This is a genomic window from Desulforamulus aquiferis, assembly GCF_030577015.1.
Taxonomy (GTDB): domain Bacteria; phylum Bacillota; class Desulfotomaculia; order Desulfotomaculales; family Desulfotomaculaceae; genus Desulfotomaculum; species Desulfotomaculum aquiferis.
Genome location: NZ_JARPTC010000012.1, coordinates 103,742 through 119,508, shown reverse-complemented (window position 1 = coordinate 119,508; position 15,767 = coordinate 103,742). Strand labels below are relative to the sequence as shown.

18 protein-coding genes and 1 riboswitch are annotated in these 15,767 nt (G+C 42.2%); of the genes, 4 read left to right on the top strand and 14 right to left on the bottom strand.

All coding sequences use genetic code 11. The features are described from left to right. The coding region (locus tag P6N53_RS08985; RefSeq protein ID WP_304542506.1) for an IS3 family transposase at positions 1 to 369 on the top strand (369 nt) is incomplete at its 5' end. A 288-nt stretch (positions 370 to 657) separates the two neighbouring features. On the opposite strand, the gene P6N53_RS08980 is transcribed toward P6N53_RS08985, so the two are convergent. From P6N53_RS08980 to P6N53_RS08965, 4 genes are all read right to left on the bottom strand, one after another. Next, positions 658 to 1,869 carry an IS256 family transposase gene (locus P6N53_RS08980; protein WP_304542505.1) on the bottom strand — a complete coding sequence of 404 codons (1,212 nt, stop codon included), beginning with the start codon at positions 1,867 to 1,869 and terminating at the stop codon, positions 658 to 660. 139 nt (positions 1,870 to 2,008) lie between these two features. Then, on the bottom strand, positions 2,009 to 2,440 hold the full coding sequence (locus tag P6N53_RS08975) for a DUF3788 domain-containing protein (protein WP_304542504.1): 432 nt from the start codon (positions 2,438 to 2,440) through the stop codon (positions 2,009 to 2,011). Positions 2,441 to 2,465: 25 nt separating this feature from the next. Then, complete coding sequence (locus tag P6N53_RS08970) at positions 2,466 to 2,924, bottom strand: GyrI-like domain-containing protein (RefSeq protein WP_304542503.1); 459 nt, start codon at positions 2,922 to 2,924, stop codon at positions 2,466 to 2,468. Between the two features lie 55 nt (positions 2,925 to 2,979). Next, complete coding sequence (locus tag P6N53_RS08965; protein ID WP_304542502.1) at positions 2,980 to 3,936, bottom strand: helix-turn-helix transcriptional regulator; 957 nt, start codon at positions 3,934 to 3,936, stop codon at positions 2,980 to 2,982. 159 nt (positions 3,937 to 4,095) lie between these two features. Between P6N53_RS08965 and P6N53_RS08960 the strand changes: the two genes are divergently transcribed. Continuing rightward, on the top strand, positions 4,096 to 4,953 hold the full coding sequence (locus P6N53_RS08960; RefSeq protein WP_304542501.1) for a DUF6544 family protein: 858 nt from the start codon (positions 4,096 to 4,098) through the stop codon (positions 4,951 to 4,953). A gap of 87 nt (positions 4,954 to 5,040) precedes the next feature. Here P6N53_RS08960 and P6N53_RS08955 read toward each other — a convergent pair whose 3' ends face one another. The 8 genes from P6N53_RS08955 to P6N53_RS08920 all read right to left on the bottom strand — a co-directional run bounded on the left by P6N53_RS08955 (position 5,041) and on the right by P6N53_RS08920 (position 11,333). After that, positions 5,041 to 5,400 carry a VOC family protein gene (locus P6N53_RS08955; protein WP_304542500.1) on the bottom strand — a complete coding sequence of 120 codons (360 nt, stop codon included), beginning with the start codon at positions 5,398 to 5,400 and terminating at the stop codon, positions 5,041 to 5,043. 14 nt (positions 5,401 to 5,414) lie between these two features. Then, positions 5,415 to 5,897: a nucleoside deaminase gene (locus P6N53_RS08950; RefSeq protein WP_304542499.1), complete on the bottom strand. Its 483-nt coding sequence runs from the start codon at positions 5,895 to 5,897 to the stop codon at positions 5,415 to 5,417. 124 nt (positions 5,898 to 6,021) lie between these two features. Further along, complete coding sequence (locus tag P6N53_RS08945) at positions 6,022 to 6,927, bottom strand: glycine betaine ABC transporter substrate-binding protein (RefSeq protein WP_304542498.1); 906 nt, start codon at positions 6,925 to 6,927, stop codon at positions 6,022 to 6,024. Between the two features lie 13 nt (positions 6,928 to 6,940). After that, complete coding sequence (locus P6N53_RS08940) at positions 6,941 to 7,561, bottom strand: ABC transporter permease (protein WP_304542497.1); 621 nt, start codon at positions 7,559 to 7,561, stop codon at positions 6,941 to 6,943. A 19-nt stretch (positions 7,562 to 7,580) separates the two neighbouring features. Further along, positions 7,581 to 8,222, bottom strand: a complete 642-nt coding sequence (locus tag P6N53_RS08935; protein WP_304542496.1) for an ABC transporter permease — start codon at positions 8,220 to 8,222, stop codon at positions 7,581 to 7,583. Next, positions 8,219 to 9,340 carry an ABC transporter ATP-binding protein gene (locus tag P6N53_RS08930; protein WP_304542495.1) on the bottom strand — a complete coding sequence of 374 codons (1,122 nt, stop codon included), beginning with the start codon at positions 9,338 to 9,340 and terminating at the stop codon, positions 8,219 to 8,221. Before P6N53_RS08930 ends, P6N53_RS08935 begins: the two co-directional genes overlap by 4 nt. 107 nt (positions 9,341 to 9,447) lie before the next feature. Then, positions 9,448 to 9,591: riboswitch (cyclic di-AMP (ydaO/yuaA leader) on the bottom strand. Positions 9,592 to 9,789: 198 nt separating this feature from the next. Further along, entirely contained in the window at positions 9,790 to 10,635 is an 846-nt protein-coding gene (locus P6N53_RS08925; protein WP_304542510.1) for a 1,4-dihydroxy-6-naphtoate synthase, read from the bottom strand. Then, positions 10,635 to 11,333: a futalosine hydrolase gene (locus P6N53_RS08920; RefSeq protein WP_304542494.1), complete on the bottom strand. Its 699-nt coding sequence runs from the start codon at positions 11,331 to 11,333 to the stop codon at positions 10,635 to 10,637. The genes P6N53_RS08925 and P6N53_RS08920 overlap by 1 nt, the downstream gene beginning before the upstream one ends. A 251-nt stretch (positions 11,334 to 11,584) precedes the next feature. Here P6N53_RS08920 and P6N53_RS08915 point away from each other — a divergent pair, with 251 nt between their 5' ends. Next, complete coding sequence (locus tag P6N53_RS08915; protein WP_304542493.1) at positions 11,585 to 12,346, top strand: dimethylarginine dimethylaminohydrolase family protein; 762 nt, start codon at positions 11,585 to 11,587, stop codon at positions 12,344 to 12,346. A gap of 135 nt (positions 12,347 to 12,481) precedes the next feature. Then, positions 12,482 to 12,694 carry a heavy-metal-associated domain-containing protein gene (locus tag P6N53_RS08910; protein WP_304542491.1) on the top strand — a complete coding sequence of 71 codons (213 nt, stop codon included), beginning with the start codon at positions 12,482 to 12,484 and terminating at the stop codon, positions 12,692 to 12,694. A gap of 58 nt (positions 12,695 to 12,752) precedes the next feature. On the opposite strand, the gene P6N53_RS08905 is transcribed toward P6N53_RS08910, so the two are convergent. Continuing rightward, positions 12,753 to 14,975, bottom strand: coding sequence for a HAMP domain-containing sensor histidine kinase (locus P6N53_RS08905; RefSeq protein WP_304542490.1), 2,223 nt, complete (start codon positions 14,973 to 14,975; stop codon positions 12,753 to 12,755). Beyond that, positions 14,953 to 15,645 carry a response regulator transcription factor gene (locus tag P6N53_RS08900; RefSeq protein ID WP_304542489.1) on the bottom strand — a complete coding sequence of 231 codons (693 nt, stop codon included), beginning with the start codon at positions 15,643 to 15,645 and terminating at the stop codon, positions 14,953 to 14,955. Before P6N53_RS08900 ends, P6N53_RS08905 begins: the two co-directional genes overlap by 23 nt. Between the last annotated feature and the right edge of the window lie 122 nt (positions 15,646 to 15,767).

Below are 15,767 nucleotides of genomic sequence, written 5' to 3'. Positions count from 1 at the left end.
AACAACAATGAACTTGTTTTTAGAACTTTTGATATAGCACATCAGACATATCCGGATGCTAAACCACTCTTTCACAGCGATCGTGGCTTCCAATATACGAGTAAAAGATTCAAGAAAAAATTGGATGATGCAGGAATGACCCAAAGCATGTCAAGGGTATCCAGATGCATTGATAATGGCCCGATGGAATCATTCTGGGGAATCATGAAATCGGAGATGTATTATCTTAATAGATTCAACAACTATGAAGATCTGGAAGCAGCAGTTGAAGAATACATACATTATTACAATACTAACCGATATCAAAAGAGATTAAACTGTATGACGCCTTTGGAATACAGACAATTCCTGAATAGTTCAGCAGCATAAAAATGACACCAACCATAAGGAAATGATTGGTGTCAGGGATTTTGGGAGTGTAAATAATTCTGTGTAAATGGATTTTTATTAAATTGTTTGCCTAGGATTATTTTGCCAGTAAATGGTGATAATATTCATGGCTCTTGCCTAACTGGAGGATAGGGCACTGCTGGAGAGCAACCTGAGCGCCAATTAGGTTTCTGCCGAGAGTAGGGGTAACTTTAGGGTTACCCCTTTAATATTCACCCTACTCTTGGGAGAACTAAAGCGGTAAACTCTGGGGCGAAGCCCCATCTCTTATCCAGCATTCCTTTGGTCAAGTCGATCACCAAAAAATATCAGAAACTGGGATATGCATTCTCGCCATTCCCTTAAAGGGATGGTCCATTTCTTAGATGCATCAAGCGTGGCAAGATAGAGCATTTTTACTAGTGCCTCATCCGAAGGATAGGCTGTTTTTGTTTTAGTTACCTTTCTCAGTTGCCTGTGGTAGCCTTCAATAATATTAGTCGTGTATATCATTCTGCGTATTCCTCTGGGATACTGAAAATACGTGGTTAACTCAACCCAATTGTTTTCCCAAGATTTAATTATTACTGGATATTTGCTACCCCATTTTTCTTTAAACTCCTCAAAGGCAAACTCTGCCTCTTCTATGGTTAAAGCCTGGTAGACTTTCTTTAAATCTTTCATTAAGTCCCTCTGATATTTATGGGGCACATATTTAAGGGAATTGCGTATCTGATGTATCACACAGAGTTGAATTTGTGTTTTTGGGAAAGCAGTATTAATAGCCTCGGAAAAGCCGGAAAGCCCGTCTTTACAAGCAATAAGAATATCTTCTACGCCACGGCTTTTAAGGTCGTTGCACACACCCAACCAGAATTTAGAACTCTCATGTTCACCGACCCAAATGCCCAATATTTCCTTGTGTCCATCCATAGTGATGCCTAAAACACTATAGGCAGCTTTGTTAATTATCCTGTTGTCCTGACGCACCTTGAAGTGAATAGCATCTAAAAAGACGATGGGATATACCCTATCTAAGGGTCTAGACTGCCACTCTGTAACCATTGGCATTATTTTGTCAGTAATTCTGCTAACCATTGTTGGTGAAACGTCGATACCATAAATATCACGCATATGGTCTTCAATATCCCTAGTAGACATACCTTTGCTATACATTGCGATAACTTGATCTTCCAACTGATTTGAGGTTGTTTGGTATTTCTTTAATATCTGGGGTTCAAATTCTCCGTTACGATCCCGGGGTACCTCAAGTTCAGTTTTACCAAACCTAGTCTTAACCTTCTTCTTACTGTAACCATTACGATTGTTACCACTGTTTATGCCAGCAGTATCATGCTTTTCATAGCCCAAGTGTTCATCCATCTCAGCTTCAAATACTTCTTGAAGTGTGTCCTTAAATAGATCCCTGAGTTTTTCTTGAACATCTTCAACCGTGCGGCAACCTTTTGCCAGTTCTTTAATAAAAGACGAGTTTTGCATAAATGATAACCCCCTTAGTGGTAAGTATTACCATTTACACAAAACTCGTTACGTTCTCAGGATTTTTATTATTTCCACTGTCTACTTGACAGGGGGCAGTTCATTTGACAAGCAGAAGGTCTTTTGTTCACAATTAAATCTATAGATTTTTAAGCAATATAAGTCGCTTCACGTTATTTAAGACGCTATCATTTGTTACTTGTATCATTAACCACTTGGTACCGTTAAACGGTTTCGCAGTTCGTACTGTTTCAAGAACCTCAGTCTCAAATTCATTTGTCATTGCTTCAACCAACGGCACTAAATCCAATGAGATTACTACCAGTGCGATAAAGCCATCTTTTTCTGGATATAGGGTACAAATAGATTTGCCTGCTTTTTTATATTTTATATTCCAGCCCGGTTTTGCAGAGCATTTACTATAGGCAAGCTTAGGCGAGGCTTTGTAGCTTTGCTGAATAAAAGCGTTCATTTCCTGCCAGCCTTCCTGGACAGCTTTATTCATATAGCAGCATATATCTTCATAGGTAGGCGTAAAACTGGCATCCAGTATTAAATCTATCTCGGTCACCTTGGCACCTCAATAAAAATTACTACTATTTAATGGGGAAAACAACTTTGGTTAGCAGTTCGCTTTCAGGAACTTCCATAGGGGAGTTGTAATAAAATTCGTAAGCAACTCCCGTTGGTGCATAACCATTTTCATTGATCCATTGCATCATGGCATTATATACAGGTTCCATTTGGTTATATGGCCCCTTGTACATGCATGAGACCTGCCTCCCTGCGGGGATTTCACTTGATTTTATTTCACCCTTGCCCGGCAGAGGTTTGGCAACGGGAAATCCCATTTCCACATCCAGGTCTTCCATATCCATGTTGTAGTAGGCCGCAAAGGGCGCTTCAAAGGGTTTTTCACCAAGCTCATTTAGGTAATTGATAATTGTGTGGTATGCTTTGCCCAACTCCTGGGGCAAATTGCCCACGGCAGTTCTTGTGCGCATTGAGAGTACAGGCTGTGCTTGCTGCTCATTCAGTTCAAATTTGTAGTCCATTTTTATCACCTCTATTTTTTCTTGATTATATCATTCTAAACCTGTCACCATAATGTCATGTTTGCTGCAAATATTTTTTATAAATCCCTTCGCCAATTTTGCATAGTTTTGTACGAATGTGAGGTGGGTTTATTACTTCCACCCCTGTGCCAAAGCTTAGCAGAAAACCGTAGAGCCAGTTGTTCTCAGGCATCTCTGCCATTACCATTATTCTCCCATCATCACCTTTACAAACCTCTTCACCAAAACATTCCTCAGCTAGGCTTGCAAATTCCTGTTCAAATACAAGCTCCAATTTAATCATGTTTTCTGGCCTTTGTCGGTTACCTTCCCAGGGAAGTTGTTCAAGGGATATTTCGCGGGGTTTATAGGATTTATCTGTTACAGTTAGTTCCTTTATCCTTGCTAACTTAAATAGCCTTAAATCCCGCCGCATAAGACACCATCCATAGAGGTACCAGCTTTGCCCCTTTAGTACCAGAGAGTAGGGTTCAACCTCCCTCATTGTCGTATGTCCAGATGAGTCGGTATAGATAAAATTTAGCTCCTTCAGGCTATCAATGGCCCTTCTAATGTTAGCTGCTTTAACCTTAAGGGACTGGTTCCCTCTCCAGGGTGAAAGGTCAATGACAAGCTGATTCACCTTAGTTTCCAGGTTTTCAACCTGGGCTGAGGACAAGGTGTTTTTAAGCTTTTCTAATAGAATCTCATGATTTTTGTCCGGTAAAGCCCCTGCCATGCCTTTGGCCATGGTAATTATGGCAGCCATTTCATCCTTGGTGAGGATGCTCTTGTCCAGGCGATAGCCCTTTGCTATCCCTATGCCTCCATTAAACCCTTGATAGGTCACAATTGGTATTCCCGCAAGGTCTATGGCATCCACATCCCGCAGAATTGTCCTCACTGAAACACCGAACATTTCAGCTAATTCCTTTGCCTGGACACGTTCTTTTCTAAGTAATATGACAAGGATTGAAATAAGCCTCTCCAGCTTCAGCATGTTCACCGCCATTCATCATTTATATCTCCAAGGGCGTGACTTTTATTAGATTATAAAGCCTAACAATTTTTATGTCAGGTGTAAACATTAGGGTTGACAAGGAAAAATATAATGCTATATTTACGATAAAAATCATTTGGCCTTGCCTTTGGCCCAGATAGGAGTATTTACATGCCCAAGCTACTTTTGATTATATTTCTTGTTCTAATAATTGTAATCTTCGCTGTTATTACAGCTTCATTGGTAGGAAATTATTTGTTTAATCAAAAGGTAAAACAAGAATTGGAGCAATTGCTGGCAGGGAGTGGGGATAGTGTCGGGCAAATCATTGAAAAAAAGGATTTAGCAGGGTTGCCTCTATGCGTGCAAAACTGGCTGCAATACTCTCAGATTATTGGTAAAGAAAGAATTACCACGGTTTATTCAAAACAATCTGCTCAACTGAGACTAAAAGAAAATCAGCCCTGGATGCCTGCGGAAACGGAATACTTTTATACCACAAACCCACCGGGCTTTATTTGGCGGGCTAAAATTAAAGCTGCCCCATTGATACACATAGCCGGAAGGGATATGTTCACCGAGGGTAAGGGCAATATGCTGATTAAAATCCTGTCTTTATTTACTGTGGCCGACGCCCGTGGAGAGGAAATTGATCAGGGCACGCAACTAAGGTATTTAGGTGAAATTGTTTGGTACCCAACGGCGGCTTTATGTGACTATATTAAATGGGAAGAAATAGACACCCATTCGGCAAGGGCCACCATGAGCTATGATGGCTTATCAACCTCCGGGGTGTTTGAGTTTAATGATCTGGGTGAGGTTACCAGTTTTTCCGCCGATAGATATATGGCGGTGGATGGAAAGTACGTTCTGGAAAAATGGCTGGTCACCATGAAGGATTATCGGGAATTTGAGGGCATAAGGGTGCCGACCCGGGGAGAAGTCGTCTGGAGATTGAATACCGGGGATTTCAGTTGGTATCATTTTGAGCTTAATCATATTGAATTTAATAAACCGGTGGTTGATTAAGAATTACTTAGACTGTCTTTTTATTTCAATTGTATTTATAAGCCTAACGTTAATTTGAAACGTTAGGCTTTACCCAATGGGTAACCCTTACCCAACAAACTCCAGTATTTCCCCGTCTGGCCCGGAAAAAAAGAATATTTTCCCTCCGTTAAACTCTCTGGGTTCATCGGATATACATTTCACCCCAAGCTCCCGGAGCCTGTTAATTTCTTTTTCAATATCAGCTACATGAAAGGCGATATGGTTAACAACACCTTCGGGGAGATTGTTCTCCTTTGTTTTATCCTGAATAAATTCTAATATGTCGTTTCCGCTCATGGCAAAGATTATCTTCACCCGTTCATTTTCATGACGCTCCTTTTCTTCACAGCCTAAAACCTCTTGATAAAATTTCATGGACCTTGCCACATCTTTAACCTTGATGCCGATATGGGCAATTTGGTACATATTATTGCTCCCTTCTAGTCCCAAAAACCTTCGTGGACTTTAACAACCTCTTGCTCAATTTCGGGGAAAGGGCCAACTACCTCAATCTGCTTTTGTCCCCTGGCAAAGACTTCCCTACAGGGTAAATCGAAGGTTGGGTTTTGCTCATTATCCCCGGTGAGCTGCAGCAGCCTCTGCTCACTTATTCCATAGACCACCCGTCCAACATTACCCCAATAAATGGCCCCGGCACACATGGCACAGGGCTCCGCCGTGGTATACAAGCTGCATTTCCAGAGAAACTCTTTCGAATACTCTTTAGAGGCCCGCTCCATAAGGGTGGTTTCCGCATGTCCGGTACAGTTTGCCTCGGTGATTTCTATATTTTCCTGTTCCAAAAGTACGATCCCCTTCGGGTCAACCAGCACCGCCCCAAAAGGGGTATTACCGTGCTCCCTTGCCCGCTGTGATACCTCGATTGCTTTACGGAGATAGTATAAGTCTTGATGTTCTGCCATGAAAATAATCCCCATTTCATTAAAATTGTTGGTTGCCTAGGCTATATTTTACCATTTATTTAGCAATATCTATCGCTTAAGTAAGAAAAGAACCAGGGGTTATTGCAAACCCTGGTTCTTTAACTTATACTAGCCCTTTGCTTTGTAAAAATTCTTTTACCACTTCTGCTTCGGCTTGGCCCTCAACGGCTGTTTTGAAGTTTAGCTGCTGCATCTCTTGATCACTAATTTGCCCGGCCAATAGATTTAAAACCTCTTCCAACTCGGGGTGCTTCTCCAGGGTATTCTGGTTAACGGTTGGTGCACTGTAGTAGGGAGGGAAGAAATTTTTATCATCTTCTAATATTGCCAAATCGTATTTAATCAGTTCTCCATCGGTTGCAAAGGCATTTGTTACTGATATATTTTTATTAGCAATGGCTTGATAGCGTAAGGCTATCTCCATGGCCTGCTCTTTCTCAAATTTCATGTTGTAGGTTTCCTTTAGTCCCTTTAGGCCATCTTCACGGTTAATAAATTCCTGGTCGGTACCAAAGGCGAGCTGTTGTGATACTTGTGCTAAATCGGAAACTGTCTTTAGATTATGCTCTTCTGCAGTTTCCTGGCGAACTGCTATGGCATAGGTGTTGTTAAAACCAAGGGGCTTTAGCCACTTAATATTATGCTGCTCATTATATTCCTTTTGTACGATATCATAAACCTTATCAGGGTCTGTTTCCACAGGCATATTTAGTACCGCCATTAATCCTGTTCCTGTATAATCGGCGTATACATCAAGGTCACCCTTTTTCAGTGCTTGGAAGCACACCAGGGTTCCCCCTAAATTCAACTTTCGTTCAACTTGCAGATCAGTTTTTGCTTCAATTAGTTGAGCCATAAGCTCACCCAGAATAATGCTTTCATTAAAGTTCTTAGAGCCCACTACAATCTTTTCCTTGCCACCGGCGGCATCTCCGCCTCCACAGCCAGTTATGGCCAACATTAAAATCAACAATGAAGCTATTAAAATATAGTACTTTCTTCCCCTCATTTTGTACCTCCCTTTATTGAACTGATTCCCTTGTCTTTAATCCCTTTGGAACAGTGATTTTCTCTAGAGTACCTAATATTACGTCTGACAGTATGGCCAGTAACGCAGCCGGTATAGCAGCAGACAAGATCATAGAGTTATCGGCTAACTGTATACCTCTCCAGATGGGACTGCCAAGGCCTCCGGCACCAATTAAGGTCCCTATGGTAGCAATTCCTATGGCCGTCACCATGGCCACCCGAAAGCCGGATAACATGACTGGAAGGGCTATGGGTAATTGCACCTGCCATAGCAACTGCAGCTTGGTCATTCCCATACCTCTACCTGCTTCTATTAAATTGGTATCGACACCCTTTAGGCCCAAATAGGTATTCCTTACTATTGGTAATAAGGAATATACCACTAATGCAGATATCAAGCTGCCGTTGCCAAGGCCAAAGTAGTATAGGGCTATGGCCAGCATTGCTAAGCTGGGAATTGTTTGCAACATATCTATTAGACCTAGCACAGGGGTTGCCAATGAACGTATTTGCAGCAAAATTATGCCTATGGGTATTCCTATGAGTGCGGCAATCAATACTCCGGAAGCCGATAGCCACAAATGTTCAATGGAAAGGGATGTTATTTCAAACATAGTACACCTCCTTCATTTTTTATTTTGCCCTTAAGCCCTGTGGCGTTACTGCTTTTTCAATTTGTGTGATCATCAAGCCAAATAAAATGGCCAGTAGTGACGCGGGAATGGTGCCTGCAATGATTAGATTAATGTTTACCATGCTGATACCACCAAGGATCAAATCTCCGAGCCCTCCTGCACCTATTAGGGCTGCCACTGTGGCCCAGCTTACGATGTAAACTGTGGATATCTTAACACCACCAATAATTAGAGGCAGTGCCAATGGCAGCTTCACCAGGGTAAGAAGTTCCCATTTATTCATACCCATTCCTCGCCCTGCCTCAACCAGAGCGGGATTTACCTCTTTGATACCAGTGTACGTGTTGCGAAGAATCGGAAAGATGGAATATAGAAAAAGTATCGTCATTGCGGGGAGTAAGCCGATGCCTAAAATAGGAAAGGCAAATCCGAAAAAAGCTAAACTTGGTATGGTTTGTATTGTTCCTATAAATCCTAATACATACCGGGCTACTTTTTCCCGGTCAGCCAGCCAGATGCCTAGAGGAATGGCAAGCAGCGCACCTAAAGCAACGGATCCCGCTGTAATATAAATGTGCTGCCAGGTTAACATCAATATTTCATCATGGCGGTTAATAAAGGTTTGTATTAATTCATTCATGCTGTTTCTTCCTCACCCCAAACCACATTTGCCAGGGCATTTACCATACTGGTACGGGTGATTATCCCCAGCACTTTATTATTGTCATCCTCCACCGGGATATAATCTAACCTTTGGTTTATTAGCATATCAAAGGCATCCCGGGCCAGCGAACCGGCTTTGACCGTAGGCACACTGCTGTATGCCAAGTCCCCCACTTTATAAGCATTTTTATAAGCCCGTAAGGTTTCCACCGAAAGGGTGCCCAATAACCTTTGCTGGCTGTCTACCACCAACAAGGTATTTACCCTTTTACGCTTCATTAATGCTACAGCCTCAGCTATGCCCTTCTCCGGACTTATAAGTACCGGGTTAGGATTCATGATGCTTTCAACTGCTTGCAGCTCCTGACCGTTTGTTCTATGCTTTCCTATGAAATCAACAACAAAATCATTGGCCGGCTTGCGCAAGAGCATCTCGGGAGTATCCAACTGTACAATATTACCGTCTTTCATCAAAACAATGCGGTCTGCTAATTTTAAGGCTTCATCCATGTCATGGGTAACAAAAACTATAGTCTTGTGCAGCTTACTTTGGAGGTTTTTCAATTCATCCTGGAGACTTTCGCGGGTTATCGGATCAAGTGCCCCGAAGGGCTCGTCCATAAGAATGATTGACGGCTCTGCTGCCAATGCCCTTAATACACCAATACGCTGCTGCTGTCCGCCGCTTAATTCATTGGGGTAGCGATTTGTATAAAGCTCCGGGTCCATGTCCACCAGACTTAATAATTCCCTTACCCTATTAATTCTTCGCTCCTTGTCCCAGCCCAGAAGACGGGGCACTACGTCCACATTTTCTTGGATAGTCATATTGGGAAACAAACCGATCTGTTGAATAACATAACCAATTTCACGTCGCAGCGTCACCGGGTCCATTTCCATGACGTTTTTACCCTTTACAAAGATATCCCCGGAGGTGGGCTCCACAAGACGATTGATCATTTTTAAAGTTGTAGTTTTACCACACCCACTTGGTCCAATCAGAACTAAGAACTCACCTTCTTTGACATGTAAATCCAGCTTGTCTACCACAACAAGATCACCAAAGGACTTTGTTATTTTTTCAAATTGAATCATATCACTCCCCCATTCAAATGATCAAAAAACCCCCTTGGAATTATTCTCCAAGGGGGAAGACGACAAAAAATTAGTACAAATGATTAAAGTAAAGATTTAACCATTGCAATTTAACTTTTCTACGCCTACGAAGTTAGCTGACGGGTTCGGATTGAAAAGTATAACCCTAACAGTGTGAAGCACACCGTATTAACCCCAAAAATATGGTTCCCCCGCTTCCCCAGGAATGAGGAATTAAGCGACATATAGTATGATTTTTTTTGGACAAATTTAATTTTAACATAATATTTAAAATTGTTATAACGTTATAAGCCTTGTTAATATGGCATTTAATAAAGAATAAAGTGATATTACACAATTAACCTATAAATGCTAAAAGTTCTTCACGATAACTGTGGATCCTTAGGGATTCTTAGACAATGGACCACAAACTTAATAATCTAATACTATTAATAGCTTGCCGGTGTATTCAGGTTTACCTCTGGCACCAGTCCTTCTTTCGAGGCACGTTTTAGCAGGGTGGTCACGGCCTTAAAGCCCGTTTCTCCAAGATTCTCTGTAAAGTCGTTCACATAAAGTCCAATGTGTGCCTGTGCTACCTCTGGCGACAGCTCCTGGGCATGCTTTAGTACATACTGTTTAGATTCCTCCGGGTGAGCCCAGGCATATTTCACCGAGGCTCGAATCCAGTCGGCAATTGCCTGGAGATTCTCATTTTTACGGGCTACGATAGCTCCCAGCGGGATTGGCAGGTTGGTATCCGACTCCCACCAGCTGCCTAAATCTACCAATAGCTTTAAGCCATAGGAAGGATATGTAAAGCGTGCCTCATGAATTACCAGCCCAGCATCTACCAGACCGTCCCGTACCGCAGGCATAATTTCGTGAAAGGGCAGCACTTTAATTTGGCCAACTCCCCCCGGCACATTTTGGGCTGCCCATAACCGGAAAAGCAGGTAGGCCGTAGACCTCTCACTGGGTACCGCTACACTTCTCCCGGATAAAAGGCCGGGCTTCTTGGCAGAATCTACTGCCTTTGAAGTCAGTACCAATGGGCCACAACCTCGCCCCAAAGCTCCCCCACATGGTAAAAGATCATATTGGGACAATACCCAGGGCAGAGCTGCATAGGAGATTTTGATTATATCTGGTCCCTTTAACCCGGCTGCCAGATTATTTGTTATATCAATATCTGCATAGGTAACCTCAAGCTTAGGCGCACCAGGAATTAATCCGTGCACCCAGGCGTGAAAAATAAAGGTATCATTGGGACATGGAGAAAAAGCTATTTTGATCATTTCAACACCCTCACTAATATTGAAGTAGCTGCTTCCAAAGCCTCTAAGGCCTCTTTGATCCGCCAGGCACTACGGTCACGGGGGCCTACCAGATTGGAGATGGCCCTAAGCTCCAAAACTTCTACACCGCTGTCCTGAGCAGCCAAAGCCACTCCATAACCCTCCATGGCTTCCGCAGCTGCCCCCGGAACCCTGCCAGCCAGCTCCCTGGCCTTCTCTGCGGTGCCGGTTACCGTTGATATCGTGAGAACAGGCCCGGTGTTAACAGGAAGTTTAGATCCAAGCAGTGTCTCGTACACCAGATTCAATAAATCCTCATCAACAGGGACTCTGGATGAGCCAAAGCCTAATTGCTCTAAGCTGCAAAACCCCTCCTGGGTCTCCGCCCCCAGATCAGCAGCAATAATTTCACTGGCCACCACCAGGGAACCCACCTCCGCCTTACCGGGAAAGCCCCCACCGATACCGGCACTTATTACCAAACTATATTTTGCCCTTGCTAGGGCTTTAGCCGTTTGAACTGCGGCGGCTACAGGTCCAACACCTGCTGCCAGGACATCAAAGCCTGTCTCACCCCCCAGTCCCCTCAGTACAGCATCCCGCTCCGCTGGAACGGCGGTCATAATCAAAATACGTTGTTCAATTCGAGGCTTATATGCACCTTTGACACTATTCTGTACTCCTTGTGTATTCAATGCTAAATCTATCTCCTTAACCTAGTATGTGAAGCAGGAAGCACAAGACTCTTCCTTGCCTCCTTTGATTCCCTAAATTACGGATTATTATAACATGGCTCTTGCAATAGGGTGGCCTTTGCTGAAGAGAATTTCTTCTTCATCTCTAACTTTTGTATTTCTTTACATAGGCACCTGGGTAGGTTAAAATCAAATTGTTTGTGAACATTGTAGAAATTATAAGCATTCAATTAACGTAAGGGGTTGTTTCCATGTTTACTCAAGCTATTGTCAGAAAACCTAGTACAAACTTTGCTGCAGGGATCACTAAGGCCGGGTTGGGTAAGCCAGATTATCACCAAGCCCTGGAGCAGCATGCTCAATATGTAGCGGCTTTGGAAAGATGTGGCCTTAAAGTTAGGGTATTAGAAGCAGATGAAAGGTATCCTGATTCAACCTTTGTTGAAGATACTGCCATCGTCACTGAAAAGTGCGCCGTAATTACCCGGCTGGGTGCGGAAAGCAGACAAGGCGAAGAGCTGATCATAGGGGACACATTAAGGAATAACTACTCAGAAATAGAAGCTATTGTGGGTGACGGGCTTCTTGACGGAGGGGACGTCATGAGGGTCGAGAACCATTTCTATATTGGTTTGTCTCACCGCACTAATGAGGAAGGTGCTAAGCAATTAATAAACATACTAAATAAGTACCACTATACCGGCTCAGCAGTATCCTTTAATAATTTCCTACACCTAAAAACCGGCATTACATACTTAGATCAAAAAAACTTTGTAGCCGCTGGAGATCTAGCTAATCACCCAATCTTCAAAGACTACAATATTATTCAAACACCCACTGCAGAGAACTATTCTGCCAACTGTATCCTCATCAACGACTTTGTCCTTGTTGCCAAAGGGTTCCCTCAAACACTATCTGCCATTCAAGCCCTAGGCTATACCACTATCGAACTGGACATGTCCGAATTTCAAAAAATGGACGGCGGCCTCACCTGCCTCTCCCTCCGCTTCTAACCCCCTGTCACGGGGACGGTTCCACTGACAATATGCCAATACACGTGCATTTTAACCCCCATAGAATTCTATGGGGGTTAATTGTCTTGTTTTGGATATTATAAGGTTACACTATACTTTATTGGAGGAATTCTTATGTTAGTTAATGCTGAACTTAGGGTTGACGGAATCAGTGGTAACGGTAACACCGCAGTTAAAAATAGATTATATACACTTAAAGGGGTAGATAAAGTTAATATTGACCCTTTGAACAATAGGGTAACAGTTCGCTTTGATCAAGGAAAAACAGGTCTAGTTGATATTAAACAAGCAATCCTTGAGGAAGGTTATACTGTCATAGAAATCTAAAGGGAACATTCCTACCCGACAATCGCCTCAGATTGTCAGAAGAACCGTCCCCCTGACACTAGGGATTGGTGGTGTTTAGGGATATGGTTACTTTGAAGAGATCGCCATCCACTTCTATATCCATGTGGCCCTGGTGTAGATCTATTATGGATTTTGCGATGGCCAGGCCCAGGCCTGAGCCTTCTGTGTGGCGGGATTGATCACCCCGCTTAAAGCGTTCAAATAGTTCGTCAATATCTTCGCCAAGCTCGTACTTGGCCACATTTTTGAATGAAATGATGGCGTTGCCGCCTTGGGATTTAATAGAGATATATACCCTGGTGTTTTCCAGTGAGTATTTTAGGATGTTTCCGATGAGGTTATCAAAGACTCGCCAGAGTTTTTGTCCATCTACTATGGCGTACAGGGCTTTTTCCGGGTTCGAGACTCGGAATTGCAGGGTGGACGAGCTGATAGTTTCATCGTGCTCTGCCAAGGCTTGCTGTAATAGCTGGACCAGATCGACCTTTTCCTTTACCAACTCAATATTACCGCTGGCCATTTTTGATGCTTCAAAGAGGTCATCAATTAAAACCTTTAATCTCTTAGATTTACGGTCGATAATTTCAATATAAGAATTACGTTCATCCTCGCCTAAACCCGGGGATTTGAGCAGTTCTGTATAGGTGATTATGGAGGTTAGGGGTGTTCTCAAATCATGGCTAACATTGGTGATTAGCTCGGTTTTTAACCTTTCACTTTTAGCCTGTTCCCTCTGGGATGCCTGTACCCCATGCCTTAGAGTGTTTATGCTTTGCGCCAAATTGGCTAAGGCAGATTTGCCAACAACCTGTATGTCTGACCGTAAATCTCCCCGCACCAAGTCATTTGAGTGAGTGACGATGCGATTGAAATAACCGATTCGTCTGACCATGAAAAATATGGCCGGTAGGCCTATCAGCAAGAATAGGGGAAAATACACCAGTATAAACCTTGGCTCCATTAACACCGCAACAGCACCTATACCAAAGGCAAATGCTATCATCAATAGTATCAAAAGCTGGATCCCTATACTCCTGATTAAAAAGGCTTCCTTTGTTGATTGGAATAATTTATATAGCAAGCTGGTTTGCCATTCTTTATCACTTTGACCTTTATTCAGCCTCTTAAACAGTAACCTTCCCTGAACCACAGTAAATGCAACAAAGACTGCCTTTAAAGCTAATCCAAATAGAAAATCTTCTACAAAAGCCCACATGTAGTCTAAGTAAATAAAATTGCTTCTGGTTAATTTTCTCAAGGTTATCAGGGTAAAGATTAAAAAAGTCATGCCTGCTACATCTATTGGTATTTTGTTATAAAGAGTTTGCCATTTTTCATTACCCATAATTTCTGGAATGGGTGTCTTTTTATATAGCCTCAGACTCAACCCAAGGGCCCCTATGGAACTCAGCACAAATAGGAAGTAAAGCATCTGACTCCTTTGATAATCATGAAAACTTCCTAATACCATACCTGCTGCAGGGGCTGTCTTAGGTACTGCTATTACACCCTCAAATACTTTATTTTTGTTCACTTCCAGGGGAGCCACAGAACTTCCGTATTGAAGGTATACAAGGCGCCGACCTTCTGTGCTTAGATAGCCTTGTCTTACCGAAGGGTAGCTGCGCACATATAACATATCCTTATTGCTTAAGAGTCTATTGGCCTCGGCATCATTAGCCGCCTCTAAATTAGTAAAGGTTTCTCCCGTTGAGGTATCCTTTAAGTAGTATTTAAAGTCAGCCCTATATTTGTTAAATTCAGCCCGATGACTTTCCAGTTCTTGGTAATACTTATCTACCTGCTGCCCCTTTTCTTGAATTACCTTTTCCCGCACGTACTCGTCACTCTTAAAATTATTTGTAATATCCTCTATTTTTTTATCCCTTTCGTCTATATACATTTGAGTTAATTCAGCATTATTATTTATTTGTGCCTCTTGAATTTTACCCTCATACTGCCCTTTAATATTTTCAATCTGCTCTGTAAGGTTTCCGTATCTGTAGCGGTGCTCATTTATCTCTTCTTCTGAAACTATGATGCTTTCCTTCATTTCCTCCTTAGGCAGATAACTTAACTCTAACAGGCTTAAATAATTAGTAAAATTACTAAGCTGATTTTCAAACCGCTGGGTATAGAAATAACTTTTTTTGAGGTATTCACTGGAGTTTGATAAGCCCCAAAATATCCCATTAAGTCCAAAGGTAAACAGCAACACCCAGGCTGCCACAACAATTTTATTTTTCCATTTTATATCCAATTCCCCACACCACCTTAAGATATCTTGGATTCTTTGGGTCAATCTCTATTTTTTCACGAATTTTACGAATGTGTACGGCAACGGTATTTTCAGCGTTGTAGCCTGGTTCCTTCCAGACTCGCTCGTAAATTTCATTAATTGAAAACACCCGCCCCGGGTTCGTCATTAGTAATTCAACAATTTTATATTCGATGGGTGTCAGTTTAACCACCTCACCCAGCACTGTTACTTCCTTGGCATCTTGTTCCAGGGTCAGGCCGTTAAGATCAATTATTTTTTTCGCCCCTTCATAGTTCCCCAGGGTGACATATCTTCTCAGCTGTGATTTCACCCTGGCAATGAGCTCCAGGGGATTGAAGGGCTTTGTGACATAATCATCGGCACCTACCTGAAGTCCCAATATCTTGTCTGTATCCTCACTCTTGGCACTTAGTATAATTATAGGAATGTTTTGCTTTTCTCTTATTTTAAAGGTGGCGGTTATCCCATCCAGCCGAGGCATCATTAAATCTAGAATGATGAGATGAATAACCTGCTCATTTAATTTTTCAATTGCTTCTATGCCATCCTTAGCCTTTATAACCGTGATGCCTTCATTTTTTAGGTAAATTTCAATGGCATCCCGAATCTCTTTATCATCATCCACAACCAGTACAAAGTAATTGTCCATCCCAACTCTCCTTTCCAATCAATATCTATCATTAATGACTATATAAATTATAATTTGTAATTCTTAATATAGGGTTTATGAAAAACTTAAGACTTTCTTAAGTTAACACATTTCCAGCAAAA